This window comes from Streptomyces sp. NPDC048197 (assembly GCF_043202395.1).
Taxonomy (GTDB): Bacteria; Actinomycetota; Actinomycetes; order Streptomycetales; family Streptomycetaceae; genus Streptomyces; species Streptomyces siderophoricus.
This window is the reverse complement of record NZ_JBIDAJ010000049.1, coordinates 14,239-40,593: the sequence shown is the minus strand read 5'-3', so window position 1 is coordinate 40,593 and position 26,355 is coordinate 14,239. Positions and strand designations below refer to the sequence as shown.

Here is a 26,355-nt window from a genome sequence, read left to right as displayed (position 1 = left end):
TGATGTCTGACAGGCTAGATGGCGAAAAGTCGGAGAAGGTTGCGTGGCGAACACCACGCTGGCTCCGCGGCCCACGGCCCGAAGCGGTGCCCGGGCTCATCGGCACCGCCGGCGCGGCCGTCGGACTGTTGAACCTGGTCGCCGGAGTGTTCCCGCGTTTCCGGCACAGCCGGGTGCACGCCCTGGCCGAAGTACTGCCGGGCGCGGTCAGTCCGCTGGCGGCCGCCGCCTCCATCGTCGTCGGCATCCTGCTGCTCCTTCTGGCCCACGGCCTCAAACGGCGTAAGCGGCGGGCCTGGGGAGCGGCGGTGGCGCTGCTCCCGGTGGGGATCGCCGCCCAGCTGGTGTACCGCCACTCCGTTTTCGGCGCGGTGCTCTCGACCGCGCTGCTGGGCTTCCTGGTGTGGCACCGGAAGGAGTTCGCGGCCCTGCCCGATCCGCGCAGCCGCTGGAAGGCGCTGGCCAACTTCGTGGTCCTGGGCGGTGCGAGCTTCGCCATCGGCATGGTGATCGTCAGCTCCCACCCGGGCAAGATCGTCGGGTCGCCGTCCTTCCTGCAGCGCGCCGAGCACGTGCTGTTCGGCCTCTTCGGCTTCGAGGGCCCGATCGGCTACACCCACCAGGTGGACTACACCGTCGGCTACTCCCTCGGCGCGCTGGGCCTGCTGACCGTCGCCACCACCGCCTACCTGGCCTTCCGCCCCGAGCACCCGGCGGCCCGGCTGACCGACGAGGACGAGCGGCAGCTGCGCGAGCTGCTGGCCCGGCACGGCGGCCGGGACTCGCTCGGCTACTTCGCGCTGCGCCGTGACAAGGGCGCGGTCTTCTCCCCGTCCGGCAAGGCCGCGGTCTGCTACCGGGTGATCTCCGGCGTGATGCTCGCCAGCGGCGACCCGATAGGCGACGTGGAGGCCTGGCCGGGCGCCATCGAGCGCTTCATGGAGGAGGCGCGGGCGCACTCCTGGACCCCGGCGGTGACCGGCTGCAGCGAGACCGGCGGGCAGGTGTGGACCCGGGAGACCGGGATGGACGCGCTGGAGCTCGGCGACGAGGCGATCGTGGACGTGGCCGGCTTCACCCTCAGCGGGCGCGCGATGCGCAACGTGCGCCAGATGGTCAAGCGGATCGAGCGCAACGGCTACCACACCCGGGTGCGGCGCGTCCGCGACCTGGAGCCGGAGGAGCTGGCGCGGATCCAGAAGGCGGCGGACGCCTGGCGGGACACCGACACCGAGCGCGGCTTCTCCATGGCGCTGGGCCGGATCGACGCGGTGGCGGACGGCGACGCGGTGATCGCCACCGCGCACCAGCCGGCCCCCGAGGGCGAGGAGGCCGGCCCGTACGGGGACCTGAAGGCCATGCAGCACTTCGTGCCGTGGGGCGACGACGGGATCTCGCTGGAGCTGATGCGGCGGGACCGCAGCGCCGACCCGGGGATGAACGAGCTGCTGATCGTCGCGGCGCTGCAGGCGGCGCCCGACCTGGCCGTCAAGCAGGTGTCGCTGAACTTCGCGGTGTTCCGCTCCTCCCTGGAGCGCGGCGAGAAGCTCGGCGCGGGCCCCGTCCTGCGGGGCTGGCGGGCGACGCTGATCTTCCTGTCCCGCTGGTACCAGATCGAGTCGCTCTACAAGTTCAACGACAAGTTCCAGCCCCGCTGGGAGCCCCGGTTCGTGGTGTTCCGCAACAGCCGGGACATCCCGCGGATCGGCCTGGCGATGCTCCAGGCCGAGGGCTACATGGAACTGCGGCTGCCGCGGCCGCTGCGCCGCAGCCGGCCCGCCGAGCCGCGCCCGTGCGCACACGTCACCGAGCCGGTGCGCACCGCCCAGGCCGTGGAGCCGGCCGCCTGACCGTCGCCGGAACGTGCCCGCGGCCGGGCGGAGCGGGCAGGCGGCGGTCGCAATCCGGCCGGTCGGCACACGGCCTACGCTGGTCCCATGAGTACCTTGCGTGGCCAGGTGGCCGGACTGCCGGACTGGGACCGCTGCGCGGTGATGGGCGTCGTGAACGTGACGCCCGATTCGTTCTCCGACGGCGGTGAGTGGTTCGACACCGAACTCGCCGTCAAACACGGCCTGGACCTGGTGGCGCAGGGCGCCGACCTGGTGGACGTGGGCGGCGAGTCGACCCGTCCGGGCGCGGCGCGGGTGGACGAGGCCGAGGAGCTGCGGCGGGTCGTCCCGGTCGTACGGGAGCTGTCCGCGGCCGGTGCCGTGGTGTCCGTCGACACCATGCGCGCCTCGGTCGCCGAACAGGCGGTGCAGGCGGGGGCGCGGCTGGTCAACGACGTCAGCGGCGGTGCCGCCGACCCGGCGATGGTGCCGGTGGTGGCCGCGCACCACGTGCCGTTCGTCGTGATGCACTGGCGCGGGCAGTCCATCGACATGAACAACCGCGCCGTCTACGGCGACGTGGTCGCCGAGGTCGTCGACGAGCTCGGGAAGGCCATGGAGCGCGCGGTGGCCGGCGGCATCGACCCGGAGCGGATCGTCATCGACCCCGGTCTGGGCTTCGCCAAGCAGGCGGAGCACGACCTGGCCCTGATCGCCCGTCTGGAGCGGCTGCGGGCGTTGGGCCGGCCGCTGCTGGTGGCGGCATCGAGGAAACGGTTCCTGGGCAGGGTGCTGGCGGGGGACGAGGGAGCGGCCCCGCCGCCGGCCCGGGAGCGGGACGCGGCGACGGCGGCGGTATCGGCGATGGTGGCGCGAGAGGGGGCCTGGGCGGTGCGGGTGCACGAGGTCAGGGCGAGCGCGGACGCGGTACGGGTGGCCCGTGCCGTGGAGGGCGCGGCGGCCCCGGCCGCCGGAACGGACGCGGCGGACGGTACGACGCGGACGTCGAAGACGACGGGAGCGGTGTGAGCGGCTTGGGCCCACGGACGGACATCGAGCTGGTCGAGCAGGCGAACACGACCCTGTACGAGACCATCGAGCGCGGCGATCACGAGGCGCTGTCCGAGCTGTGGCTGGACGGTCAGGTGAGCGTGGTGCACCCCGGGTGGCCGGTGCTCCGCGGGCGCGGCGAGGTGCTCCGTTCGTACGCCCTGATCATGGCGAACACCGAGTACATCCAGTTCTTCCTGACCGACGTCGAGATCGACGTGGTCGGGGACACCGCGCTGGTGACCTGCACCGAGAACATCCTCAGCGGCGGGCCGGCCGAGGACGACGGGTCGGTGGGGCCGCTGATCGGCCAGTTGGTCGTGGCGACGAACGTCTTCCGGCGCACGGACGACGGCTGGCGGGTGTGGTCGCACCACGGCTCGCCGGTGCTGGCGGACCGCGAGGACGACGAGGACGAGGACGACGAGGGGGAGCCGGACGCGGGCGCGGTGTGAACGGGACGTGCCGGTGACGTGGCCGGTGTGTGGCGGGTGCCGCGCCCGGGGCCGGCCGGTGTGTGAGCCTTGCCATGGCCGTCCGGACTTGCGCCGATGGCCCGGTTCTGTGCCGGCGTCAGCGGCGGGCGTCAGCCATATGGACGAGGGCGCACCCGTTCGAGCCAAGTGCGGGACGGGTAGGGGTGGGGCGCGTACCAGGGGGTAAGAGGCGCGCGGACGATCTCCCGGCCCGCTCGATGCGGCACGCCTAGCAGCAGGACGGGGTCTTGTCCATAGCCCCCGTGGGCGAGGACTGTCGGTGCTCGAAGGTAGATTCGATGGCGGGGCAGTGTTGCCGGATCGCTCCGGCGCCTGCCCGGAACCGACGAACAGTGGCGCCAGAGGTGCCGTGGACCAGACGGAGTGATTCGCGTGGATCGTGTCGCGCTGCGTGGGCTGAAGGCCCGAGGCCACCACGGGGTGTTCCCGCGGGAGCGCGAAGAAGGCCAGACCTTCATCGTCGACCTGGTGCTCGGTCTGGACACCCGTCAGGCGGCCGCCTCCGACGATCTCGCGAAGACCGTGCACTACGGCGTCGTGGCCGAGGAGGTGGTGGCCGTCGTGGAGGGCGAGCCCGTCGACCTCATCGAGACCCTGGCGGAGCGCATCGCCGACCAGTGCCTCAAGCACGAGGGCGTGCAGGAAGTGGAGGTGGTGGTGCACAAGCCGGACGCGCCGATCACCGTCCCCTTCGACGACGTGACCATCACCATCACTCGGAGTCGAGTACATGAACACCAGCAGTGACCCGACCGTACAGCCGGTGCCCGCCTCCGTCGTGGAGCAGGTGGACGCCGCCGATGTGACGCTCTCCAACCCCAAACACGCCGTGATCTCCCTCGGCAGCAACCTCGGCAACCGCCTGGAGACCCTGCAGGGCGCCGTCGACGCCCTGGAGGACACCCCCGGTCTGCGGGTCAAAGCGGTCTCCCCGGTGTACGAGACCGAGCCGTGGGGCGTCGCGCCGGGCAGCCAGCCGTCGTACTTCAACGCCGTGGTGCTGATCAAGACGACCCTGCCGCCGGGCTCCCTCCTGGAGCGCGGGCACGCCATCGAGGAGGCCTTCAAGCGGGTCCGCGACGAGCGCTGGGGGCCGCGCACCATCGACGTCGACATCGTGGCGTATCAGGGCATCGTCTCCGACGACCCGCGGCTGACGCTGCCGCACCCGCGCGCCCATGAGCGGGCCTTCGTCCTGGCGCCGTGGCACGACATCGACCCGGAGGCGGAGGTCCCCGGGCGCGGCGCGGTGGCCGAGCTCCTCTCGGTGGTCGGCCGCACGGGCGTGCTGCCGCGCGCGGACCTGGAACTCCGGCTGCCGGAGTAGGCGTTGGACCGGAGGAGTCGTGGACCGGAGTGACGGCCGGTGCGACGGCGGCGGTACGACGACGAGGACGACCGTGGTGGCGGTAAGGGGCAGGACGGTGCGAGGGGCGATCGCTCGGTGAAACAGCTACACATCAAGGTGCTGGTCGGGCTGTTCCTGGCAGCCGGGGTGCTGGCCTGGGGCGGCGCCCGGCTGTGGGACTCCTTCGGCACGCTCCCGAGCGTGCCGGTGGCCGCGCCGATCGTCCTGGCGTTCCTCGCCGCCGTGCTCGCGGGCACCGCCTTCGAGCTGCGCGGACGGCTGCGGGCCCAGCGGGAGCGGCGGCCCGGCGCCAAGGGCGTCGATCCGCTGCTGGCCGCCCGTGCGGTGGTCTTCGGCCAGGCGAGCGCCCTGGTGGCGTCGCTGGTGGCCGGGCTGTACGGCGGCGTCGGCGTCTTCCTGCTGACCGCCGGCCTCGATGTCGACCCCCGCCGGGACCAGGCGATCTATGCCGGTCTGTCGGTGCTCGCCGGCGCGGCCGTGGTGGTCGCCGCGATCTTCCTGGAGCGGGTCTGCAAGCTGCCGGACGACGAGGGCGACGGCGGGGCCGACGCGCGGGCCTGACCCGCACAGTGACACCGGGCGGGGCCCGGCCTGCGACAGCGAGACGCTGCGCGGGCCGGGCCCCGCGGCGTTGGGGGGCGGGGCCGCGCGCCGGCCGTGAACGGGGTGTTGCGGGTGGATGGCGATACGGGCCGGTGGACGGCGGGACCGGTGCGATTGTCAGTGGTCGGGTCTAGGGTCGATCACACGACATCGAAAAGATGAGCGAACGGGTTGCGCCACGGCACAGGTGCCGCACGGTGCGGCCGGGGTGGCGCGGTCGGGCGGGGACCGGCGGGGGAGGTGACGGAGATGAGCGGCCGGGCAGGCGGGGCGAATTGCCTGGAGGCGAACGACTGGGTGTGCGGTGAGTATCTGCGCACCCGCAGCCAGGAGTTGCTGGACGCCACGCTCCAGCACCTCGGCATCACCGCCGTGTCCGTCGCGCTCGGCCTGCTGCTCGCCTTCCCGCTGGCCCTGGTGGCGCGGAGCCGGCGGGGCGCGGCAGGGCCGGTCCTGGGACTGACGACGGTGCTCTACACGATCCCTTCGCTGGCGATGTTCGCGCTCCTCACACCGGTCTTCGGGGTCTCGGCGGCGGTGGTCGTGACGGGCCTGGTGCTGTATTCGCTGACGATCCTGGTGCGCAACATCCTCGCCGGTCTGCAGGCGGTCCCCGCCGGGGTGCGGGAGGCCGCCCGCGGGATGGGATACGGCCCGGTGCGGCTGCTGTTCGGCGTCGAACTCCCGCTGGCGATACCGGCGTTGGTGGCCGGGCTGCGGATCGCCACGGTCTCGACGGTGGCGATGACGACCGTCGGCTCCGTCGTCGGCTACGGCGGCCTGGGCAATCTCATCGCCAGCGGAATGGCCGGCTTCTTCAAGGCCGAGGTGCTGACGGCCTCGGCGCTGTGCGTGCTGCTGGCGCTGGTCGCGGACGTCCTGCTGATGGCCCTGCAGCGGCTGCTGACGCCGTGGACGCGGGCCGGGGGCCGGGCCGGGGTGCGGAGCAGGGCTGCGGCGTGGGCGCGCGGCCGGGTCCGTGCCGCGAAGGCGGTGGGCTGAGCGATGGGGGTGCTCGCGGGGGCCTGGCAGTGGCTGACGACGGCCGCCAACTGGACGGGGGAGCAGGGCGTGACGCACCGCCTCGCCGAGCACGTCCGGCTCAGCGCGGTGTGCCTGGCCCTGGCCTGCCTGATCGCGCTGCCGGTGGCGCTCTGGCTGGGGCACCTCGGCAAGGGCGGCGCGCTGGCGGTCAATCTCGCCAACATCGGGCGGGCGGTGCCGACGTACGCGGTCCTGGTGCTGCTGACGCTCAGCCCGCTGGGGCGGCACGGCGACTGGCCGACGGTCCTCGCGCTGGTGCTGTTCGCGGTGCCGCCGCTGCTGACCAACGCCTATCTCGGGATGCGGGAGGCGGACCGCGATGTGGTCGAGGCCGCGCGCGGGATGGGCATGTCCGGGCCGCAGGTGCTGTTCCGGGTCGAGATACCGCTCGCCTACCCGCTGATCATGACGGGCCTGCGGTCGGCCACGGTCCAGGTGGTGGCGACCGCGACGCTGGCGGCGCTCGCCGGCGGCGGGGGCCTGGGCCGGATCATCACCGCCGGTTTCGGCAACTACGACACCGCACAGGTCGTCGCGGGCGCGCTGCTGGTGGCCGTCCTCGCCCTGGCCGTGGAGGGCGTCCTCGTCCTCGCCGAGCGCCTCCTCGACCCGATGCGGGGCGGCCGGCGGGCCATGCGGTCCGCCGCCCCGGCCAGCGCAGAGCTGATACCGGCGCCGCGGCTCGCCCGCCGCGCGGACTGACGGGCCGATGGGCCGATGGGCCGGCGGACTTACGGACTGAACTGACGGACGGGCTGAAGGGGCATTCACATGGCATCTACGAGAAGCAACACGGCACGCACGGCACGCACGGGAGGCGGGGCACGCACGGTGCGCACCGTGGTGGTCGCGGGCGCGGTGCTGGCGATGGCGGCCGGGCTGGCCGCGTGCGGCGGCCCGACCCTGGAGGAGAAGGGCGGCGGCGAGGGCAAGGGTGGCAAGGGCGGAAAGCGCGGCGAACTCGTCATCGGCTCGGCGGGATTCACCGAGTCCAAGGTGCTCGCCGAGATCTATTCCCGGCTCCTTCAGGACGCCGGCTACCGTACCCGAGTTCAGACCCTGGCCAATCGTGAGCTGTATGAACCGGCCCTGGAGAAGGGCCAGATCGACGTCGTTCCCGAATATGCCTCCACGCTCGCCGAATTTCTCAACGCGAAGAAGAACGGCAGCAAGGCGAAGCCGGTCGCGTCCGCCGACATCGGCAAGACGGTCGCGGCACTGAAGAAGCTCGCCGGACCGCGCGGACTGAAGGTGTTGCCGGCAGGCCGTGCGACGGACCAGAACGCCTTCGCGGTGAGCAGGGAATTCGCCGCGCAGCACAAGCTCTCCACCCTCTCCGACCTCGGAGAATCGAAGCAGAAGATCAAACTCGCCTCGGGTGAGGAGTGCGAGACCAGGGTGTTCTGCAAGCCGGGCCTGGAGAAGACGTACGGCATCGACATCACGGGCCTGGACCCCAAGGGAGTCGGGACGCCGCAGGCCAAGCAGGCCGTCAAGGACGGCACCGATCAACTGGTGCTCACCACGACCACGGACGCCACGCTCGACAGCTTCGGACTGGTGCTCCTCAAGGACGACAAGCGGCTGCAGAACGCCGACAATGTGCTGCCGGTGGTGAATGCCGAGAGCGCAGGGGACCAGCGGATCGAGAGCGCCCTCGCGAAGCTCACCCGCACTCTGACCACCGAAGACTTGATCAACTTGAACCGCAAGGTGGATGCCGAGCGGCTCAAGCCCGTGGATGTCGCCCGGTCATATGTGGAGTCGAAGGGACTGGTCAGGAAGTAACCAGCCGGAAACGGATTTGTGGGCCGGGCCCCATAGATCCCGCACGCACGGTAAGTTTCTGGCCATGCCACGAGGACGCCACCGCCATTCCCCACCCCTCCACCGGCTGCTTCCTCCCACGACGGTCGCCGGTGTGTCCCTTGTCTGCGCCGCGGGCCCGTGGTTTGTCGGCGATGATCTGGTCCAACGCGTGCTCGCCGCGGGCGCGGCGGCCGCGGCCGTGACCGGTGCCGTCCTGCTGAGGAGCTGGGACCGCAAGGCCGGTCGACGGGTCGCCGAACTCACCCGCGCCCGGGTGCGCGACGAGTGGCGCACCGAGGAACGGATAGCCGAGCTCGAAACCGACATCGAGGAGTCCCGCGAGCTCCGCGCCGCCCTCGACACCAAGCTGCGCGCCAAGCGCGCCGAACTGGCCCGGCTGCGCAGCGAACACGCCGAGCTGCTCCGCCGTTACGCCACCGCCGAGACCGAGCGGGCCAGCGCCCTGGAGGGCCGCCGGCTGCTCGCCATCGAGGCGTCCGCCCCGGCCCGGGCACTCCCGGCCGCCACCGGCGCCTCCCGGGCGCCCGAGTCCGCAGGACCGGCGGTGCCCACCGCCCCTGACGCTCCGGCAGCGGACCACCGGGGACGGGCGGACCGCCAGGCGTCGGGCCGCCAGGCGCCGGGCCGTCAGGCGCCGGGCCGTCAGGCAACGGCGGACCGTGAGACCTCGGGTCGGCCGTCGACGGGCCGGCCGGTGCCGGCCCCGACCGCCGCGGCGTACGCGCAGGCCGCCCAGGCGCTCCGTCAGCTGGCGCGCAACGCCGCCCGGCAGCGCGCCGCCGCCGAGCGGCCCACGCAGTCCGCACCGGGCGGCCACACCGCACCGGGCAGCCACACCGGCCAGGACGGGGACAACGGCCGGGGGAACGGCCAGGCGGCCGCCGCACAGCGCACGGGCGGCGCCCTCACCGCCCGTACGGCCACCGCCGCCGGACCCGCGCTCCGCCCGGTCCCGTCCGCCGCCGCGGTCGCCCCGTCCCGTCCCACCGCCTCGCGCACCGTGGGCGGCTTCGACTTCTTCGGCAACGCGACCGCTCCCGGCCCCCGTCAGCTGCCCGCGCCGCTGGAGGACGACCTGGCGGACGTCGTCGGCGACGAGGCCCTCGCCGAGCACTCGGCCCGTACGGCGGCCCAGACGGCGGCCCGTACGGCCCTCCCTGGAGCCCGTACGGAGGCGGGGGGCGCGCCGGCGGCCGGTGCTGCGCCGACCGCCGGTGAGCGGACTGTGGGCGACGAGCAGGACGAGCAGGTCGAGAAGGATGCGGCGGAGTCGCAGTCCGGGGCGCCCGCCGAGGGCGCGCAGGACGGCGTTTTGACCGCGGACGGCGAGACGACCAGCGGTGCCGGTGAGGTCATCGACCTGACCGCCCACGACGAGACCGAACAGCTCGACGTCGGCGTCCTCCGGACCGCCATCTCCTGACCGCCGATTTCCTGGCCCCATTTTCCGACTCGGCGGGGCTCCCGACCGCCCGACCGACCGCCCTCGCTCTGCATTCGGCCCCGAAGCCCACCCGGCTCCGGGGCCGAGTGGTTTTCGGGGCAAGCGGTTTCGAGGGCAAGCGGTTTCGGGGCGCGGGAGTGAAGTCGACGTGACGTTGTCCACAGGTTGTGGACAACATCGGTGCTCTGCTTGCCGTGGCTTTACTGGCCGTTGCTCTACTTGCCGTGGCTCTACTGGCCGTGGCTCTACTTGTCGATGTCGCCGACGACGAAGAACATCGAGCCGAGGATCGCGACCATGTCGGCGACCAGCGTCCCCGGCAGCAGCTCCACCAGCGCCTGGATGTTGTTGTACGACGCGGAGCGCAGCTTCAGGCGGTACGGCGTCTTGTCGCCCTTGGAGACGAGGTAGTAGCCGTTGATGCCGAGGGGGTTCTCGGTCCAGGCGTACGTCGCGCCCTCGGGCGCCTTCAGCACCTTCGGCAGACGCTGGTTGATCGGCCCCGGCGGCAGTTCCGCGATCCGGTCCAGGCAGACGTCGGCGAGATCCAGGGCGTTGTGGCTCTGGTCCAGCAGGCACTCGAAGCGGGCCAGGCAGTCGCCCTCCTCGCGGGTGACCACCTTGAGCGTGGACGCCAGCTCTCCGTACGCCAGGTACGGCTCGTCGCGCCGCAGGTCGAAGTCGACGCCCGAGGCGCGGGCGATCGGCCCGGAAACGCCGTACGCGTGCACCGTCTCCGGGGCGAGCACCCCGACGCCCCGCGTCCGGCCGCGGAAGATCTCGTTGCCCAGGACCAGGTTGTCGAAGACGTCCATCCGGGAGCGGACATCCGCGACGGCCTGCCGGGCCCGGCCCAGCCAGCCGGCCGGCAGGTCCTCCTTGAGGCCGCCGACGCGGTTGAACATGTAGTGCATCCGGCCGCCGGAGATCTCCTCCATGACGGTCTGGAGCTCCTCGCGCTCACGGAACGCGTGGAAGACGGGGGTGATACCGCCCAGTTCGAGGGGGTACGAGCCGAGGAACATCAGATGGTTCAGCACCCGGTTCAGCTCGGCCAGCAGCGTCCGCGTCCACACCGCGCGCTCGGGCACCTCCATGCCCAGCATCCGCTCGACGGCCAGCACCACACCCAGCTCGTTGGAGAACGCCGACAGCCAGTCGTGCCGGTTGGCGAGCATGATGATCTGGCGGTAGTCGCGTGCCTCGAAGAGCTTCTCGGCACCCCGGTGCATGTATCCGATCACCGGCTCGGCGTGCTGGATCCGCTCGCCGTCCAGGACGAGGCGCAACCGCAGCACACCGTGCGTGGAGGGATGCTGCGGGCCGATGTTCAGCACCATGTCGGTGCTTTCCGCCGCGCCGCCGATGCCGACCGTCGTCTCCGTCATGGGAACAGTTTCGCAGCCCGCCACCCCGGTGGACGCCCTGGGCCTGCGCCGTCCCACCCCTTGGAACGCCGGCGAGGAACCTCGGCGGTATGCCTCAGCCCGTCAGCAGCCTCGCGGCTTGAGCCGGCCTGTCCCACGGTTCGACCAGCCCCCGGCCTCACGGCCTGAGTACCCCCCCGCCCTCACGCCCGAGCAGGGCCGCCCGCCCTCACGGCTTGAGCAGCCCCGCGCACTCCCCGCCCACCGGCTCCACGAGCCAGCCGAAGCCCCCGAGACCCGCCGGATCGGTCAGTTCCGCCGCCGCACCGGCCGTACCGAGGGCCCGGATGTACGCGGCCGGGTCGGTGGACGCCAGGGAGAGCGGTGGACGGCGGCCGTCCACCCCCAGGGCGTGCAGCGCCTCGCGCTGGGTCAGCAGCTCGGCCGACGGCCCGGCGCAGGCGTCCAGCGCCACATGCGCCGTGATGTCACAGCTGCCGTCCGGTACGGGGCGCACCTCGCGGCCGTCGCGGAAGCCGGTGAGGGTGCCGAAGAGCGGGCGGTCCTGGCGCGCATGCGCGTAGTCGGCGGCGACCGCGAGCCCGGCGCGCAGCGTACGGACGGCCCGCGCCCACGCCTCGTCCCGGGGGCGGCCGATCTCGGCTCGGAGTCCCGGGGAGAGCGGGGAGAGCGCGGTACGGGCAGTGGGGGTGGGGGCAGTGGAGGCGGCGGACGGGGCCGGCTGCGACGACCACCAGCGCCGCAGCCACTCCGCGTCCGCGCCGTCGACCGGCTCGCCCAGCCGCTCCGTGCCGTCCGCACGGACCAGCACCCGGCGGGCCACCCCGTCCCCGTCCGTCTCGACGACGTCGACCGGCACGTTGTCCAGCCACTCGTTCGCGAACAGCAGCCCGGTGACCGAGCCCGGCGCCGGCAGCTCACCCAGCCAGTCGATCCGCGGATCCAGCCCCCCGGGGCGCGCGGCCCGCTCGACGGCGTACGGGCGAAGCCGGTCGGCCACCTCGTCCGGCAGCGCGGCCAGCACCCCCGTCAGCAGCTCACCGCGGCCCGCGCCCACATCGACCAGCGCCAGCTCCTCGGGATGGCCCAGCGCACCGTCCACCCGGCGCAGAAGGGCCGCGACGGCCCCGGCGTACAGCGGGGAAACATGCACCGACGTGCGGAAATGGCCGGCCGGACCGGGGCCACCGGGCCGCGTGTAGAAGCCGTCGTCCGCCCCGTACAGCGCCCGCTCGGTCGCGTCCCGCCAGCCGCACCACTCATTCGTCACCACCCCACGGTACGGGCGGGGCGGCCAGGTCGACCCACGGGTTGATGTGCAGACCGTCCCCTGGTCCGACACATTTGGCGCATGGAGTCTCCACCTTGGGGAGTAGAGCTGACGTAGAGGATCGCCCCTCCGGTTGACTCGTACACCTATCCGCTCTGCCTACGCTGGGTGACGTGCAGCGCCTCTATGACTTCCTCCGCAGACACCCGACGGGAGTGGACACCTTCTGGGCCGTCCTTCTCCTCGGGTTCACCAGCCTGTGGGTCGCCGGCGAGGTCAGTGGCGCGCACCAGCTCGCCGCCGCGATCTTCACGGTCGGCCTCTGCCTCGTCGTGGCGCTGCGCCGCAAGGCCCCGGTGAAGATGCTGCTGCTGACGGCCGCCATCGGCGTCGGCCAGCTGATCTTCGACATCCCGCCCAATCCCGGTAACTTCGCGATGTTCGTGATCACGTACACCGTCGCGTCCGGCACCTCCACCGCCCGCTGGGCCGCCCGCTGCGCCCTCCTCGGCGCCCTCGTCGGCCCGGCCCTGTCCCTGGTGCGCTTCGGGGAGGGGCCCGGGAACCGGCAGCTGTGGGAAAGCCTGTTCTTCACGGTGCTGCTCACCGTCCCCTTCGTGCTGGCCTGGGTCCTCGGCGACTCCGTGCGCACCCGCCGCGCCTACTGGGCCCAGCTGGAGGAGAAGGCCACCCGGCTGGAGAAGGAGCGCGAGGCCCAGGCCCGTATCGCGGTCGCCGCCGAGCGCGCCCGGATCGCCCGCGAACTGCACGACGTCGTCGCCCACAACGTCTCCGTCATGGTCGTCCAGGCCGACGGCGCCGCCTACGTCCTCGACGCCGCGCCCGAACAGACCCGGCAGGCCCTGGAAACGATCTCCGGCACGGGCCGCCAGGCACTGGCCGAGATGCGACGCCTGCTGGGCGTGCTGCGCACCGGCGAACAGGCCGAAGGCGGCGAATACGTCCCCCAGCCCGGCGTCGAACAGCTCACCGACCTCATCGACCAGGTCCGCGGCGCCGGACTGCCCGTCGACTTCCGGGTGGAGGGCGAGCCGCGCCCGCTGCCCAGCAGCGTCGAACTGACCGCGTACCGCATCGTCCAGGAAGCGCTCACCAACAGCCGCAAACACGGCGGCCCCGACGTCGCCGCCACCGTCCGCCTCAGCTACCAGGACGACGACCTCGAACTGCTCGTCGAGGACGACGGCCGCGGCGCGCAGCACGAGCTCTACGAATCGGGCGGGGCGGACGGCCTCGGCCATGGCCTGATCGGCATGCGGGAACGGGTCGGTATGGTCGGCGGCACCCTGATAGCCGGCCCGCGCCCGGGCGGCGGTTTCCGCGTCAGCGCCGTACTCCCCCTGAAACCGGGCCGGTAAGGCATGTGATGCGCTGAGCCGAGCAGGGTGCCGTGCGGCAGCCCGCCCAACCCACGGCCCCACTCGACCCCACCGCGCGCCCCACGCGACCCACCCGACCCACCGCGCCCTGCTCGACCCGCTCGACCTGCTCCGCTCGCTTGACCTGCTCCATCCGATCGACCTGCCCACTCGGTCGACCCGCTCCACCCGGTCGACTCGCTCGACCCGCTCGACCCGCTCCACCCGCTCCGCCATCGGCCCACGAAGGGACCCCTGACCCATGACCATCCGCGTGATGCTCGTCGACGACCAGGTGCTGCTGCGCACCGGGTTCCGGATGGTGCTGGCCGCCCAGCCGGATATGGAGGTCGTCGCGGAGGCGGGGAACGGCGCCGAGGCACTGGAGGTGCTGCGCTCCACCAAGGTCGATGTGATCCTCATGGACGTCCGGATGCCGCATCTGGACGGGGTCGAGGCCACCCGCCGCATCTGCGAGGGCGGTCAGAAGGAGGACGCCCCCAAGGTGCTCATCCTGACCACCTTCGACCTGGACGAGTACGCCTTCTCCGCGCTGAAGGCCGGGGCCAGCGGATTCATGCTCAAGGACGTGCCGCCCGGCGAACTGCTCGCGGCGATCCGCGCGGTGCAGAGCGGCGACGCCGTCGTCGCACCGTCCACCACCCGCCGGCTCCTCGACCGTTTCACGCCCATGCTGCCCGCCACCTCCGGTGAGCCCGGCCGCCCCGAGCTGGAGCGGCTCACGGACCGCGAGCGCGAGGTGCTGCTGCTCGTCGCCCAGGGGCTGTCCAACGGCGAGATCGCGGCCCGGCTGGTGCTGTCCGAGGCGACGGTCAAGACACACGTGGGCCGCATCCTGACGAAGCTGAGCCTCCGCGACCGGGTCCAGGCGGTGGTGCTGGCGTACGAGACGGGGCTGGTGCGGGCCGGCGGAGCGGGGGCGTAGGGGCCGGCGGGAACGTAGGGCAGGGGGAGGCGCCGGCGCGCAAGAGCCGGGTGCCGAGGAAGGCGCCGGGGGAGGCGCCGGGGCGTGCCGTGGGAAGACCACGGCGCAGTACGCCCTCCAGCGCAGTACGCCCTCCAGCAAAGTACTACCTGCAGCGCAGTACGCCCGTCAGCGCTGTAGAGCCCCTGGCGCAGGGCGTACTGCGCTGCAACAAGCAAGCCCGTCAGCGCAGTACGCCCTCCAGGAAGTCGCTGCCCAGCCGGGCGACCACTTGGAGGTCCAACTGGTGCAGCACATAGCGCCCCCGGCGCCGCGTCTGGATCAGCCCGGCCTTCTTCAACGTCGTGACGTGCCGCGACACCTCCGGTGAGGTGATGCCGTACGCGTTCGCCAGCTCGCCCGTCGTATGCGGCCCCCGCGCCAGCGTGCGGCACAGCCGCATCCGCATCGGATGCCCCAGCGCCTCCAGCCGCTGCTGGATGAGTTCGAGCGTGGCCGGCGCCGGCAACTCCGGGCTGGCGACCGGGTACTGAAGCACCGGACGCCAGCCCGGGGCGTGACTGACCAGCAGATGCGGCCAGCCGAACGACGTCGGCAGGAACGTGACACCGGGATCCCCGGGGCTCGCGAACGCCGTCGTACGGCCCCTGGCCAACTTGTCCACCACGATGCGGACGCCGCCGCTCCCGTCCTGCGCCTCGTCCAGCGACAGCGCGATCGAGGTCGCGGGCAGCGTCTCGGCCAGGCCCTTGCGCCGCAGCAGTTCGGTCTTGTGCCGGGCATCGGCCGCCAACTGGATGCCCACCCGGCGCCAGATGTCCCCGAAGAACGCGTCCTCGCAGTCCTCCAGCAGTCGGCGCAGCCAGACCCGCAGGCCGTCGGGGTCGGTGAGCATCCGGTCGGTGAAGGCCGCCTGCCGCGGACCGCGCGCGGCGGCCATCTCCCGTACCCGTGCCCGTTCTTCCGCATCGACCAGCGGGGACGGCGTGGCCCGGGTGTAGGTCGCCGAGCAGGAGATCTCGAACGCGGCGGCCACGAACCGCTCGTCGTCGATCTTGTCCAGCTCGTCCAGCTCCTCGGCCAGCGTCGATCCGGGGTGGGCCGGCAGCAGGATGTCGGAACGGGAGGACCGCCACAGGAAGTCCGCCTCGCACAGCCGGTCGGCGAGGTCGGTCTTCAGGGCCGCATTGGTGGCGGTGACCCAGCCGTGCAGCCCGGGGTGGTGTCCCGGCTCCGACAGCGCGTGCAGCGCGGCGCCCAGCTCCGCGAGGGGAGAGGGGGCGAAGACGATGCGCTCCGGGGGCAGCCCGGTGATGTCGATGACGTTGGCCATGGGCCCATCATGCGCGAGCCCGCGACCTGCACGGTCGTCGATTGACGGCTCCCGTCAATCGATGCGCCGCGGGCGGGCCGTCCGTTCCACAGTGGCGGCATGAACGCGAACCAGCAGCACCTTCTCGACGCCTACCGAGCTGCCCGACGAGGCGAGACCGCCCCGCCGCTCCCCGGTACCCACACCGTGCGCAGCGTGCGCGAAATCCGTTGGTGGCGACGCCTCCGGAGGGCGACGCGGGGAGTTTCGGGTGCGGAGCGGGGAGTTTCGGGTGCGGAGCGGGGAGCTTTGGGTGCGGCACGGGGAGCTTTGGGTGCGGCGCGGCCTTTGGGGGGCTCGCCCGGGGTTTCCCCCGCCTTCCCCCCTGGGCCCCGCCCCGCCCCCACCCCCACCCCAGCCCTCACCCCCACCTTCACCCCATGAGACGAAAGTCCGTAGTCCGTCAAGACCCCGCCCCGGCCCGCACCTCCTCCACGCACCGCATGAAGTCCGCAACTGCCGTATGGACGTCCTGCGGTGTCCAGTCCAGGGCGGGCGCGGCGATCGTGACCTCGGTCAGGGCCACTCCCGGCGGTTCGGTCAGGCCTCGTTCGAACCAGCCGCGGAACAGCGCCGTCCTGCTCTCCTCCGCCTGCCGTATGACGGCCTCGTCCAGCACCTCGGAGGGGTACGGCAGCCACACCTGGAACTGATGGGTGTGCGGCACCTCCGGGTGGACCCTGAACCACGGCACGCCGGCCGCCGTCAGGCCCTCGCGCAGCGCCTGCGCGACCACCTTGGCGTGGGCGACGTATTCCGGCAGCCGGGGGAGTTCGCGGTCCAGGCCTGCCAGGGCGGCCAGTGCGGCGGGCCACTGCTGGAACAGCTGGCCGCCGTAGCGGTGGCGCCAGGCGCGTGCCTCGGCGACGAAGTCCTCGGAACCGGCGAGCGCGGCGCCCGATATGCCGTCGAGTGACTTGTAGTAGGAGACGTAGACGCTGTCCGCGAGTGCGGTGATCTCGGGGAGCGTGCGGCCGAAGTGCGGGCCGCATTCCCACAGCCGGGCGCCGTCGAAGTGCACCACCGCGTCCCGGTCCCGGGCGGCCGCCACCACCGCGGTCAGCTCGTCCCACTCCGGCAGTACGAAACCGGCGTCGCGCAGGGGGAGTTCGAGGGCCAGGGTTCCGAACGGCTCCTGGAGACCGTAGATCTCCTCGGCGGTCGGCAGCCGGGGCGCGCGGGTCGGATGGACCATTCGCAGTCCGCTGACCACTGCGTACGCGTCCCGTTCGTGCATCTCCAGGTGGGAGAGCGGATGGCCGGCGACCGTCGCGTTGCCCGTACGCCCCGCCCAGCAGCGCAGTGCCACCTGCTGGGCCATCGTGCCGGTCGGGAAGAAGGCGGCGGCCTCCGTGCCGAGCGCTTCGGCGGTGCGGCGTTCCAGCTCGCCGACTATCCCGTCGTCGTTGGCGTAGACGTCGGTCATCCTGTCCAGGTCGTATGCGGTGGGGGCGTCGGCCACCAGGCGGTCCAGCCGTTCGCGGACCGTTTCGGGCCGTGGGGCCGGTGCGAGCGACCGCACCACCCGGCGCAGTGCGGCGATCCGCCGCGCGTCCTGGGAACTGTCGCTCCCGGCTCCGTCCGCGCCGTGGCCGCGCTGCTCCCCCTCGCTGTCCTTGTCGCTGTCCTGCATGGGCCCTGTCACCCCCGTCGATCCCGCCGTTCCCGCCGTTCCCGTCATCCCTGTCATCCCCGTCGTCCCCCTCATCCCTTGGCCCTTCGTGAGCCTGTCCCCGGCCGCGAGCCTGTCTTGCGGCCGTGACCCTGTCGTCGGCCGTGAGCCTGCTCTCGGCCTGCCCGCGGTCCGCCCGCCTGTTGTTTTCGCGACGATTCCGCTTTCGCCCGTGCGATGGGTTGCCGTGCGATGGGAAGCCAGCTCTGCGGTGGGTTGCCGCCGGGACTGATTCGCCGGTGCGTGGGTCGCCGTCGGGACCGATCATGACGCAGCTGCGCACAGCCCGCGAGCCCTGTGGAAAAACCTGTGGATAATTCTGGTGAGAGATCCGTGTCTCACCCTCCGTAAAGCTCTGAAGCCCCCCGGAAACACTCGCGTAGCATGGCGAGGAATCGTCCGGTACCCCCTGAGGACTGGAACGGAAGGCCATCGCCACGTGAACGCACATCCGCCCACCGAGGCCCAGGACCGCCCCGCCCGGCTGACCGTCGGGGTTGTCGGCGCCGGCCGGGTCGGCCCCGCCCTGGCCGCGTCCCTGCAGCTCGCCGGGCATCGCCCGGTCGCCGTGTCGGGGGTCTCCGACGCCTCCGTACGGCGGGCGGCCGAGTTGCTGCCGGACGTCCCGCTGGTCACCCCGGCCGAGGTGCTCGCCCGCGCCGAGCTGGTCCTGCTGACCGTCCCCGACGACGCCCTCGCGGGCCTGGTGAGCGGACTCGCGGAGACCGGCGCCGTACGGCCGGGACAGCTGCTGGTGCACACCTCAGGGCGCTTCGGGACGGCGGTGCTGGACCCGGCTACCCGGGTCGGGGCACTGCCGCTGGCGCTGCACCCCGCGATGACGTTCACCGGCACCTCCGTGGACGTCCAGCGGCTGGCCGGCTGCTCGTTCGGGGTGACCGCGCCCGAGGAGCTGCGGATGGCGGCGGAGGCGCTGGTCATCGAGATGGGCGGGGAGCCCGAATGGATCGCGGAAGCGGATCGTCCGCTCTACCACGCGGCGCTGGCCATCGGCGCGAACCACCTGGTCACCCTGGTTGCCCAGTCGCTGGAGCTGCTGCGTGACGTGGGCGTGCAGGCCCCGGACCGGATGCTGGGCCCGCTGCTCGGCGCCGCCCTCGACAACGCGCTACGGTCCGGCGACGCCGCACTGACCGGCCCGGTGGCGCGCGGGGACGCGGGCACCGTCGCCGCCCACGTCGCCGAACTGCGCCGGCACGCCCCCCAGAACGTCGCCGGGTACCTCGCCATGGCCCGGGCGACCGCGGACCGGGCGCTGGCCCACGGTCTGCTGAAGCCGGAGCTGGCCGAGGACCTCCTCGGCGTGCTCGCCGGTGCCGCCCCCGACTCCTCGCCCGCCACCGGCCCGAAGGGCCCGGGCCCGAGCAGCCCCGGCCAGGACGGCCCCGGCCCGAACGATCCGGGCCAGGACGGTCACGGCCCCGAGGGAGACGAGCGATGACCCTCCTCCACACCGCCGCCGCGCTCCGTGACCTGCCGCGCCGTAGTGGCGCGCGGGCCGTCGTCATGACCATGGGAGCGCTGCACGAGGGCCATGCGACCCTCGTCCGCGCCGCCCGCCGGCGGGCCGGCGCGCAGGGCCAGGTCGTCGTCACCGTCTTCGTCAACCCGCTGCAGTTCGGGGCCGGCGAGGATCTCGACCGCTATCCGCGCACCCTGGACGCGGACGTCGAGCTGGCCCTGGCGGCCGGTGCGGACGCCGTCTTCGCGCCGTCCGTCGACGAGGTCTATCCGGGCGGCGAACCGCAGGTCCGGATCACCGCCGGGCCCATGGGCACGCGCCTGGAGGGGGCCAGCCGGCCCGGCCACTTCGACGGCGTGCTGACCGTCGTCGCCAAGCTGCTCCACCTGACCGCGCCCGACCTCGCGTTCTTCGGGCAGAAGGACGCCCAGCAGCTCGCCGTCATCACCCGGATGGCCGCCGACCTCAACTTCCCCGTCGAGATCATCGGCGTCCCCACGGTGCGTGAGGACGACGGCCTCGCCCTCTCCAGCCGCAACCGCTATCTGTCCGCCCCGGAGCGGCGCACCGCGCTGGCGCTGTCCGCGGCCCTGTTCGCGGCCCGCGACCGGCTCACCGCCGAGGAGGCGCTGCGCGCCCGGGCCGCCTGCACGGCCCACGCGGCCCAGGACCGTTCGGCGGCGCTGGCCGCCCTCGGGGAGGACCGGGCGGCCGCCGATGCGCACGCCGTCGCGTACGCCGCCGCGGTCCCCCGGCACGCGCCGTCCGTCGCCCGCGCCGCCGCCCGCGCCGTCCTGGAGGACGCCGCCCGGCTCGACCCGCCCCTGGTGCTCGACTACCTGGCGCTGGTCGACCCGTCCGACTTCACGGAGATCTCCGACGCATACGTGGGAGAGGCGATCCTGGCAGTGGCCGCCAAGGTCGGCACCACGCGCCTCATCGACAACCTCCGCCTCACCTTCGGCGCGGAGTCGCCGGCCGCCGGCGCCGCTTCCGGTGACCGCGACGACGTGACGCCCGTCCACCAGGAAGCCCCGGCACCCGCCTCCGCCGCCCGCGAGCGATCCGCCCCCGCGACCGCCGTACCGCCCATCCCACCCACCGGCCCCCTCGGAGCGACCCGATGACCGTGCCCGCCACCGGAACAGCCACCGGCCCCGGCCCCGTACCCGGCACCGGCATACGCCTGAAGGCCCCCGCCCCCGGCTGGGCCATCGAGGCCGACGTCGTCGTCGTGGGATCCGGCGTGGCCGGGCTGACCGCCGCCCTGCGCTGCGCCGCGGCCGGCCGGCGGACCGTCGTGGTCACCAAGGCCCGCCTCGACGACGGCTCCACCCGTTGGGCGCAGGGCGGTATCGCCGCGGCCCTGGACGACGGCGACACCCCCGAGCAGCACCTGGACGACACCCTCGTCGCGGGCGCCGGACTCTGCGACGAGGCGGCGGTACGCACCCTGGTGACCGAGGGCCCGGACGCCGTCCACCGGCTGATCGCGGCCGGCGCCCGCTTCGACACCACCCCGGACGGCGACGAGATAGCGCTCACCCGGGAGGGCGGCCACCACCGGCGCCGGATAGCGCACGCCGGCGGCGACGCCACCGGCGCCGAGATCTCCCGCGCCCTGGTCGAGGCGGTCCGCGCCGCCGGACTGCGCACCGTCGAGAACGCCCTGGTCCTGGACCTCCTCACGGACGAGGCGGGCCGCACCTGTGGCGTCACCCTGCACGTCATGGGGGAGGGCCAGCACGACGGCGTGGGAGCCGTGCACGCCCCGGCCGTGGTCCTCGCCACCGGGGGCATGGGGCAGGTCTTCTCCGCCACCACCAACCCGCCGGTGTCCACCGGCGACGGCGTCGCCCTCGCGCTGCGCGCCGGCGCCGAGGTGTCCGACCTCGAATTCGTGCAGTTCCATCCCACCGTCCTGTATCTGGGGCCGGATGCGGAGGGCCAGCAGCCGCTGATCTCCGAGGCCGTACGGGGCGAGGGCGCGCATCTCGTCGACGCCGGCGGCACCCGTTTCATGGTCGGGCAGCACGAGCTCGCCGAACTGGCGCCGCGGGACATCGTCGCCAAGGCGATCCTGCGCCGGTCGCTCGAACAGGGCGTCGAGCACATGTATTTGGACGGCCGGCATTTCGGCGCCCCGATGTGGGAGAGCCGTTTCCCGACCATCCTCGCCGCCTGCCGCAGCCACGGCATCGACCCGGTCACCGAACCGATTCCGGTCGCCCCGGCGGCGCACTACGCCTCCGGCGGCGTCCGCACCGACCTGCACGGCCGCACCACCGTGCCCGGCCTCTACGCCTGCGGTGAGGTCGCCTGCACGGGCGTCCACGGAGCCAACCGGCTCGCCTCCAACTCCCTTCTGGAGGGCCTGGTCTTCGCCGAGCGGATCGCCGCCGACATCGCCGGGGGCGGCTCCGCGCCGCGCCCCGCGGACGGCCCCGCCCCGGTGGCCGACGGTGCGTCGGCCGCGCCCCGGACCACCCTCCCGCTGCTGGCTCCCGAGACGCGCACGGCCGTCCAGCGGATCATGAGCGCCGGCGCCGGCGTGCTGCGCAGCGCCGAGAGCCTCGCCCGCGCCGCCGCCGAGCTCGACCGCATCCACCAGGAGGCCACCGAGGCGGCCGCAGCGGAGGCCGGCGCCCCCGAGGCCGCGCAGAAGGCCCCCGAGCCCGGTGTGGAGGCCTGGGAGGCCACCAACCTGCTGTGTGTCGCCCGGGTGCTGGTCGCCGCCGCCCGGCGCCGCGAGGAGACCCGCGGCTGCCATTGGCGCGAGGACCACCCCGACCGCGACGATGCCTCCTGGCGCCGGCACTTCCGCATCACCCTGGACGCGGACCGCGCGCTGACCATCCGTACCACCGAGGACGCCGGTTTCCCGCCGGCCCTCCCGTAGCCCGCCGGGCCCGCCCGCCCGCCACGTAGACCCCCACCGACCACCCCATCCCGAAGACGGAGCCCATCCCGTGAGCAGCACCCCCGACGACCTCCCCCTCCTCCAGATCGGCGGGCCCCGCGGCGGCGCCCCCACCGGTGGCTGCGGCGACGCCTGCGGCTGTGGTGGCGGTGACGACGCCTCGTACGAGCTCGACCCGCTGACCTGCGGGCTCGACCCCGATCTGGCCGCGCTCCTGGTGGCCGCCGGTCTCGACCCCGTACAGGTCGAGGACATCGCGCACCTCGCCGTCGAGGAGGACCTCGACCAGGGCGTGGACGTCACCACCGTCGCCACCGTCCCCGAGGACGCCGTCGCCACCGGCGACTTCACCGCCCGCGAGGCCGGCACGGTCGCCGGTCTGCGGATTGCCGAGGCGGTGCTGTCCATCGTGTGCACCGACGAGTTCGCGGTCGAACGGCACGTCGAGGACGGCGACCGGGTCGAGGCCGGCACCAAGCTGCTGAGCGTCACCACCCGCACCCGCGACCTGCTCACCGCCGAGCGCAGCGCCCTCAACATCCTGTGCCGGCTCTCCGGCATCGCGACCACCACCCGGGCCTGGGCGGACGTCCTCGAAGGGACGAAGGCCAAGGTCCGCGACACCCGTAAGACGACGCCGGGACTGCGCGCCCTGGAGAAGTTCGCGGTGCGCTGCGGCGGCGGCGTCAACCACCGGATGTCGCTGTCGGACGCCGCGCTGATCAAGGACAACCACGTCGTCGCGGCGGGCGGGGTGGCCGCGGCGTTCACCGCCGTACGGACCGAGTTCCCCGGTGTGCCGATCGAGGTGGAGGTCGACCGGATCGACCAGATCCCGCCGATCCTCGCCGAGGGCGCCGACCTGATCCTGCTGGACAACTTCACCCCGGAGCAGACCAAGGAGGCCGTCGAGCTGGTCGCGGGCCGCGCGATGCTGGAGTCCTCCGGCCGGCTCACCCTCGCCAACGCCCGCTCCTACGCCGAGACCGGCGTCGACTACCTGGCGGTGGGCGCGCTCACGCACTCCTCGCCGATCCTCGACATCGGCCTGGACCTGCGCGAGGAGGACGGCGGGCACGAGGACGGCGAGGAGGCCGGCTCCGGGGACGCCGAGCCGCGTGAGGACCGCTGACCGCCATGCTGCTGACCATTGACGTGGGCAACACCCACACCGTCCTCGGGCTCTTCGACGGTGAGGAGATCGTCGAGCACTGGCGGATCTCCACCGACGCCCGCCGCACCGCCGACGAACTCGCCGTCCTGCTCCAGGGCCTGATGGGCATGCACCCGCTGCTCGGCGACGACCTGGGCGACGGCATCGAGGGCATCGCCATCTGCTCCACGGTGCCCTCCGTCCTCCACGAGCTGCGCGAGGTCACCCGCCGCTACTACGGCGACGTGCCCGCCGTCCTGGTCGAGCCGGGCGTCAAGACGGGCGTGCCGATCCTCATGGACAACCCCAAGGAGGTCGGCGCCGACCGGATCATCAACGCCCTGGCCGCGGTGGAGCTCTACGGCGGCCCCGCGGTGGTCGTCGACTTCGGCACGGCCACCACGTTCGACGCGGTCAGCGCGCGCGGCGAATACGTCGGCGGGGTCATCGCGCCGGGCATCGAGATCTCCGTGGACGCGCTGGGCGTCAAGGGCGCCCAGCTCCGCAAGATCGAACTGGCCCGGCCGCGCAGCGTGATCGGCAAGAACACCGTCGAGGCGATGCAGTCCGGCATCCTCTACGGCTTCGCCGGCCAGGTAGACGGCGTGGTCCACCGGATGGCGCGGGAGCTGGCCGACGACCCCGACGAGGTGACCGTGATCGCCACCGGCGGCCTCGCGCCGATGGTCCTCGGCGAATCCTCGGTGATCGACGCGCACGAGCCCTGGCTCACCCTCATCGGGCTGCGCCTGGTCTACGAGCGCAACGTCGCCCGGTCCTAGGAGGGGACGGCGGAGGGGACGGCCCGGCGCGGGGGCGCCCGCCCGCGTCCGCCGTACCGGTTCTGTCGGGTTCTGCCGCGCCACCATTCACGAATTAAGCCGGTTTTGTCGGAATCGGTCGTAAAGTCGCCACATGCCAATGCCAAACGGAACCCGCGGCGGCATGGCGTTCAGCGCCGATGAGTTGCGTGTGCTCCGTCGCGCCCTCGCCCATGCCCTGACCACGACGTCCTCCGCCGCCCCGCCCGGCACCCCCGGGCCGGAGCGCGACCGGGACATCCAGGAATACCTCCGGCTGGCCGAGGCGGTCGACGAGGCGGTCCGCGAAGGCGGCCGGCTGCGCACCTTCCTGCTGGCCGACCTCGCCCGCTACCGCGACGCCCTGCCCGGCTCCGCCGCCGGCTACCTCGCGCAGCTGAAGGAGGCACTGGCCGCCGGGCACGTGCCCGGCCCCGACGACCTCGCCGCACTGCGCTCGCTGCGCACCCGCTGCGCCGGCGGGGCCGAACTCGCACGCCGCAGCGCCCTGCTGCGCCACTGCGAGCAACTGGCCGAACAATCCGTACGGGTGCGGCTCCGCGCGCTGCCAGGCGGCCGCTCAGGGGCCCGCAACGGCCGGGAACAGGAACCCGCGCGGGAGCCCGAACCCAAGCGGCCCCCGCAGCCGCAGCGCGAGCCGCGGCCCAAGGGCCCCCGCCCGGACCGGCTCATCCCCACGCCCGGCGAGGTCTTCCCGCCCCGCCGCAAGCCCGCCCCGCCCCCGGAGAGCCGCACCGCCTGAGCGCTGCGTACCCTGGCTGCGTACCCTCGGCGGCTTACGCCCTATAAGGAGGCCATACGCCATGGATTACGTCGCAGCCCTGCTCCCGCCCGTCGTGATGGCGGTGGCTTTCACCTGCCTGATCGTGACGATGATCAAGAGCCAGGGCGGTGCGAACAAGTCCAAGGAGGATGCCGCCGTGGACGCGGCGCTGGCCCGGACCGAGTCGTCGGGGGCCTCGGGGGCCCCGGGATCGTTGGGTTCCCCGGCGCAGAAGTCCACCGCGCACGGCGCCTGATCCGCCGGCCGCCGCACCGGCGGCCCGCACGCACCCACGGCCCGGGACCGAGTGTCCCGGGCCGCCTCCATTTCCGGCTTTCCCTCCTCCAAACGCAACGAGATCAACGGGCATTCTGGACATCTCCCACTATTGTTCTTGTGTGCCGAGACGCTTGGGTGATCTGGAAGACGCGGTGATGACGCGGGTCTGGGAGTGGAACCGCCCGGTCACCGTTCGAGAAGTCCTGGAAGATCTCCAGAAGGAACGGTCGATCGCCTACACCACGGTCATGACCGTATTGGACAACCTCCATCAGAAGGGCTGGGTGCGCCGCGAAGCAGAAGGCCGCGCCTATCGATATGAGGCGGTCTCCACCCGCGCCGCCTACGCCGCCGCACTGATGAACGAAGCGTGGTCCGCCAGCGACAACCCCGCCGCCGCACTTGTGGCCTTCTTCGGCATGATGTCGCCGGAACAACGGCAGGCTCTGCGCGATGCCGTACGGATGGTGCAGGTCGACGAGCCGGCGGAAGACCCGGAAGACACCGAAGGCGGCGAAGTCCGCGAAGAAGCCGCCGGACAAGGCGAACGGGCGGAACAGGCCGGCCCGGTGGAAGAAGACCGCACGCCCGCACCACCGGAAGCGGCCGGCGAACCCGGAGCCGGCGAAGGGCGAGAACCCGGGACGAACGCCGGCGGCAAGGGGCGATAGCGTCCCGGCATGCCCGCGCATTCAAAAGGCCTCACCGTCCGCCGCGCCAGGACCGGCGATGTCCCCGCCGTACGCCGTCTCATCGACGCCTACTCCCGCGACGGGATCCTGCTCGACAAAGCCACCGTCACGCTTTACGAGGACATCCAGGAGTTCTGGGTCGCCGAGCGCGACGAAGACGCCGAGGTCGTCGGCTGCGGCGCACTCCACGTGATGTGGGAAGACCTGGCCGAAGTGCGCACCCTGGCGGTGGATCCGCAGCTCAAGGGGGCCGGCGTGGGTCATCAGGTGCTGGAGAAGCTGCTGGCCACCGCGCGCTGGCTCGGAGTGCGGCGCATTTTCTGTCTCACCTTCGAAGTCGACTTCTTCGGCAAGCACGGCTTCGTCGAGATCGGCGAGGCCCCGGTAGACGGTGATGTCTACAGCGAGCTGCTGCGTTCCTATGACGAGGGCGTTGCCGAGTTCCTCGGCCTCGAACGAGTGAAGCCCAACACCCTGGGTAACAGCCGGATGCTTCTGCACCTGTGATGAGTGTTCTATGTCCGAATCGCTCCCCTATCTCATGGCTA

25 protein-coding genes are annotated in these 26,355 nt (G+C 72.8%); 21 read left to right on the top strand and 4 right to left on the bottom strand.

What is annotated here, in order from left to right; translation table 11 throughout:
- Positions 1-2: 2 nt before the first annotated feature.
- The 10 genes from ACGF4C_RS36230 to ACGF4C_RS36185 all read left to right on the top strand — a co-directional run bounded on the left by ACGF4C_RS36230 (position 3) and on the right by ACGF4C_RS36185 (position 9,648).
- Entirely contained in the window at positions 3-1,850 is a 1,848-nt protein-coding gene (locus ACGF4C_RS36230; RefSeq protein WP_393572408.1) for a phosphatidylglycerol lysyltransferase domain-containing protein, read from the top strand.
- Between the two features lie 87 nt (positions 1,851-1,937).
- Positions 1,938-2,861: a dihydropteroate synthase gene (folP, locus tag ACGF4C_RS36225; RefSeq protein WP_393572406.1), complete on the top strand. Its 924-nt coding sequence runs from the start codon at positions 1,938-1,940 to the stop codon at positions 2,859-2,861.
- 5 nt (positions 2,862-2,866) lie between these two features.
- A complete protein-coding gene (locus ACGF4C_RS36220; protein WP_037809296.1) occupies positions 2,867-3,337 on the top strand; it encodes a nuclear transport factor 2 family protein in 471 nt (156 codons plus the stop codon).
- 414 nt (positions 3,338-3,751) lie between these two features.
- Positions 3,752-4,126 (top strand): dihydroneopterin aldolase, encoded by a 375-nt coding sequence (gene folB, locus ACGF4C_RS36215; protein ID WP_030414985.1) that lies wholly within the window; start codon positions 3,752-3,754, stop codon positions 4,124-4,126.
- Positions 4,110-4,706 carry a 2-amino-4-hydroxy-6-hydroxymethyldihydropteridine diphosphokinase gene (gene folK, locus ACGF4C_RS36210; RefSeq protein WP_393572404.1) on the top strand — a complete coding sequence of 199 codons (597 nt, stop codon included), beginning with the start codon at positions 4,110-4,112 and terminating at the stop codon, positions 4,704-4,706. The genes folB and folK overlap by 17 nt, the downstream gene beginning before the upstream one ends.
- A 117-nt stretch (positions 4,707-4,823) precedes the next feature.
- Complete coding sequence (locus ACGF4C_RS36205) at positions 4,824-5,309, top strand: DUF3180 domain-containing protein (RefSeq protein ID WP_393572402.1); 486 nt, start codon at positions 4,824-4,826, stop codon at positions 5,307-5,309.
- 291 nt (positions 5,310-5,600) lie between these two features.
- Positions 5,601-6,353: an ABC transporter permease gene (locus tag ACGF4C_RS36200; RefSeq protein ID WP_393572400.1), complete on the top strand. Its 753-nt coding sequence runs from the start codon at positions 5,601-5,603 to the stop codon at positions 6,351-6,353.
- Between the two features lie 3 nt (positions 6,354-6,356).
- The gene (locus tag ACGF4C_RS36195; protein ID WP_393572398.1) at positions 6,357-7,097 is read left to right on the top strand and encodes an ABC transporter permease; all 741 of its coding nucleotides are present in this window, start codon (positions 6,357-6,359) and stop codon (positions 7,095-7,097) included.
- Positions 7,098-7,262: 165 nt separating this feature from the next.
- Positions 7,263-8,183 (top strand): ABC transporter substrate-binding protein, encoded by a 921-nt coding sequence (locus ACGF4C_RS36190; RefSeq protein ID WP_393572424.1) that lies wholly within the window; start codon positions 7,263-7,265, stop codon positions 8,181-8,183.
- 190 nt (positions 8,184-8,373) lie between these two features.
- Positions 8,374-9,648, top strand: a complete 1,275-nt coding sequence (locus ACGF4C_RS36185) for a coiled-coil domain-containing protein (RefSeq protein ID WP_393572422.1) — start codon at positions 8,374-8,376, stop codon at positions 9,646-9,648.
- 266 nt (positions 9,649-9,914) lie between these two features.
- On the opposite strand, the gene ACGF4C_RS36180 is transcribed toward ACGF4C_RS36185, so the two are convergent.
- Both ACGF4C_RS36180 and ACGF4C_RS36175 read right to left on the bottom strand, forming a co-directional pair.
- Positions 9,915-11,057 carry an NADH-quinone oxidoreductase subunit D gene (locus ACGF4C_RS36180; protein WP_393572396.1) on the bottom strand — a complete coding sequence of 381 codons (1,143 nt, stop codon included), beginning with the start codon at positions 11,055-11,057 and terminating at the stop codon, positions 9,915-9,917.
- Between the two features lie 208 nt (positions 11,058-11,265).
- On the bottom strand, positions 11,266-12,327 hold the full coding sequence (locus tag ACGF4C_RS36175) for an SAM-dependent methyltransferase (protein WP_393572394.1): 1,062 nt from the start codon (positions 12,325-12,327) through the stop codon (positions 11,266-11,268).
- A 173-nt stretch (positions 12,328-12,500) separates the two neighbouring features.
- On the opposite strand from ACGF4C_RS36175, the gene ACGF4C_RS36170 reads away from it, so the two are divergent.
- Both ACGF4C_RS36170 and ACGF4C_RS36165 read left to right on the top strand, forming a co-directional pair.
- The gene (locus tag ACGF4C_RS36170; RefSeq protein ID WP_393572392.1) at positions 12,501-13,706 is read left to right on the top strand and encodes a sensor histidine kinase; all 1,206 of its coding nucleotides are present in this window, start codon (positions 12,501-12,503) and stop codon (positions 13,704-13,706) included.
- Between the two features lie 262 nt (positions 13,707-13,968).
- Positions 13,969-14,652, top strand: coding sequence for a response regulator transcription factor (locus ACGF4C_RS36165; protein ID WP_310728355.1), 684 nt, complete (start codon positions 13,969-13,971; stop codon positions 14,650-14,652).
- 223 nt (positions 14,653-14,875) lie between these two features.
- Here the strand turns inward: ACGF4C_RS36165 and ACGF4C_RS36160 are convergent, their stop codons facing one another.
- Positions 14,876-15,985 (bottom strand): DUF5937 family protein, encoded by a 1,110-nt coding sequence (locus tag ACGF4C_RS36160; RefSeq protein WP_030414996.1) that lies wholly within the window; start codon positions 15,983-15,985, stop codon positions 14,876-14,878.
- Between the two features lie 442 nt (positions 15,986-16,427).
- Entirely contained in the window at positions 16,428-17,657 is a 1,230-nt protein-coding gene (locus tag ACGF4C_RS36155; protein ID WP_393572389.1) for a threonine aldolase family protein, read from the bottom strand.
- 478 nt (positions 17,658-18,135) lie between these two features.
- On the opposite strand from ACGF4C_RS36155, the gene ACGF4C_RS36150 reads away from it, so the two are divergent.
- From ACGF4C_RS36150 to ACGF4C_RS36110, 9 genes are all read left to right on the top strand, one after another.
- Complete coding sequence (locus ACGF4C_RS36150; protein WP_393572387.1) at positions 18,136-19,158, top strand: Rossmann-like and DUF2520 domain-containing protein; 1,023 nt, start codon at positions 18,136-18,138, stop codon at positions 19,156-19,158.
- A complete protein-coding gene (panC, locus tag ACGF4C_RS36145) occupies positions 19,155-20,306 on the top strand; it encodes a pantoate--beta-alanine ligase (protein ID WP_393572385.1) in 1,152 nt (383 codons plus the stop codon). The genes ACGF4C_RS36150 and panC overlap by 4 nt, the downstream gene beginning before the upstream one ends.
- Positions 20,303-22,078 (top strand): L-aspartate oxidase, encoded by a 1,776-nt coding sequence (locus ACGF4C_RS36140; protein ID WP_393572383.1) that lies wholly within the window; start codon positions 20,303-20,305, stop codon positions 22,076-22,078. The genes panC and ACGF4C_RS36140 overlap by 4 nt, the downstream gene beginning before the upstream one ends.
- 70 nt (positions 22,079-22,148) lie before the next feature.
- Positions 22,149-23,231 (top strand): carboxylating nicotinate-nucleotide diphosphorylase, encoded by a 1,083-nt coding sequence (nadC, locus tag ACGF4C_RS36135; protein ID WP_393572381.1) that lies wholly within the window; start codon positions 22,149-22,151, stop codon positions 23,229-23,231.
- 5 nt (positions 23,232-23,236) lie between these two features.
- Entirely contained in the window at positions 23,237-24,034 is a 798-nt protein-coding gene (locus ACGF4C_RS36130) for a type III pantothenate kinase (RefSeq protein ID WP_030416769.1), read from the top strand.
- Positions 24,035-24,197: 163 nt separating this feature from the next.
- Positions 24,198-24,815 carry a hypothetical protein gene (locus ACGF4C_RS36125; protein WP_393572420.1) on the top strand — a complete coding sequence of 206 codons (618 nt, stop codon included), beginning with the start codon at positions 24,198-24,200 and terminating at the stop codon, positions 24,813-24,815.
- A 61-nt stretch (positions 24,816-24,876) separates the two neighbouring features.
- The gene (locus tag ACGF4C_RS36120; protein ID WP_393572379.1) at positions 24,877-25,092 is read left to right on the top strand and encodes a hypothetical protein; all 216 of its coding nucleotides are present in this window, start codon (positions 24,877-24,879) and stop codon (positions 25,090-25,092) included.
- 178 nt (positions 25,093-25,270) lie between these two features.
- A complete protein-coding gene (locus ACGF4C_RS36115) occupies positions 25,271-25,786 on the top strand; it encodes a BlaI/MecI/CopY family transcriptional regulator (protein ID WP_393572418.1) in 516 nt (171 codons plus the stop codon).
- 9 nt (positions 25,787-25,795) lie between these two features.
- The gene (locus tag ACGF4C_RS36110; protein WP_030801698.1) at positions 25,796-26,314 is read left to right on the top strand and encodes an amino-acid N-acetyltransferase; all 519 of its coding nucleotides are present in this window, start codon (positions 25,796-25,798) and stop codon (positions 26,312-26,314) included.
- The last annotated feature ends 41 nt before the right edge of the window (positions 26,315-26,355 follow it).

Coding starts and splice junctions, on each gene's coding strand:
- ACGF4C_RS36230 (WP_393572408.1), top strand. CDS start 3: ATGTCTGACAGGCTAGATGGCGAAAAGTCGGAGAAGGTTGCGTGGCGA.
- folP (WP_393572406.1), top strand. CDS start 1,938: ATGAGTACCTTGCGTGGCCAGGTGGCCGGACTGCCGGACTGGGACCGC.
- folK (WP_393572404.1), top strand. CDS start 4,110: ATGAACACCAGCAGTGACCCGACCGTACAGCCGGTGCCCGCCTCCGTC.
- ACGF4C_RS36200 (WP_393572400.1), top strand. CDS start 5,601: ATGAGCGGCCGGGCAGGCGGGGCGAATTGCCTGGAGGCGAACGACTGG.
- ACGF4C_RS36195 (WP_393572398.1), top strand. CDS start 6,357: ATGGGGGTGCTCGCGGGGGCCTGGCAGTGGCTGACGACGGCCGCCAAC.
- ACGF4C_RS36190 (WP_393572424.1), top strand. CDS start 7,263: ATGGCGGCCGGGCTGGCCGCGTGCGGCGGCCCGACCCTGGAGGAGAAG.
- ACGF4C_RS36180 (WP_393572396.1), bottom strand. CDS start 11,057: ATGACGGAGACGACGGTCGGCATCGGCGGCGCGGCGGAAAGCACCGAC.
- ACGF4C_RS36165 (WP_310728355.1), top strand. CDS start 13,969: ATGACCATCCGCGTGATGCTCGTCGACGACCAGGTGCTGCTGCGCACC.
- ACGF4C_RS36160 (WP_030414996.1), bottom strand. CDS start 15,985: ATGGCCAACGTCATCGACATCACCGGGCTGCCCCCGGAGCGCATCGTC.
- ACGF4C_RS36155 (WP_393572389.1), bottom strand. CDS start 17,657: ATGCAGGACAGCGACAAGGACAGCGAGGGGGAGCAGCGCGGCCACGGC.
- panC (WP_393572385.1), top strand. CDS start 19,155: ATGACCCTCCTCCACACCGCCGCCGCGCTCCGTGACCTGCCGCGCCGT.
- ACGF4C_RS36140 (WP_393572383.1), top strand. CDS start 20,303: ATGACCGTGCCCGCCACCGGAACAGCCACCGGCCCCGGCCCCGTACCC.
- ACGF4C_RS36130 (WP_030416769.1), top strand. CDS start 23,237: ATGCTGCTGACCATTGACGTGGGCAACACCCACACCGTCCTCGGGCTC.
- ACGF4C_RS36125 (WP_393572420.1), top strand. CDS start 24,198: ATGGCGTTCAGCGCCGATGAGTTGCGTGTGCTCCGTCGCGCCCTCGCC.
- ACGF4C_RS36120 (WP_393572379.1), top strand. CDS start 24,877: ATGGATTACGTCGCAGCCCTGCTCCCGCCCGTCGTGATGGCGGTGGCT.
- ACGF4C_RS36115 (WP_393572418.1), top strand. CDS start 25,271: ATGACGCGGGTCTGGGAGTGGAACCGCCCGGTCACCGTTCGAGAAGTC.
- ACGF4C_RS36110 (WP_030801698.1), top strand. CDS start 25,796: ATGCCCGCGCATTCAAAAGGCCTCACCGTCCGCCGCGCCAGGACCGGC.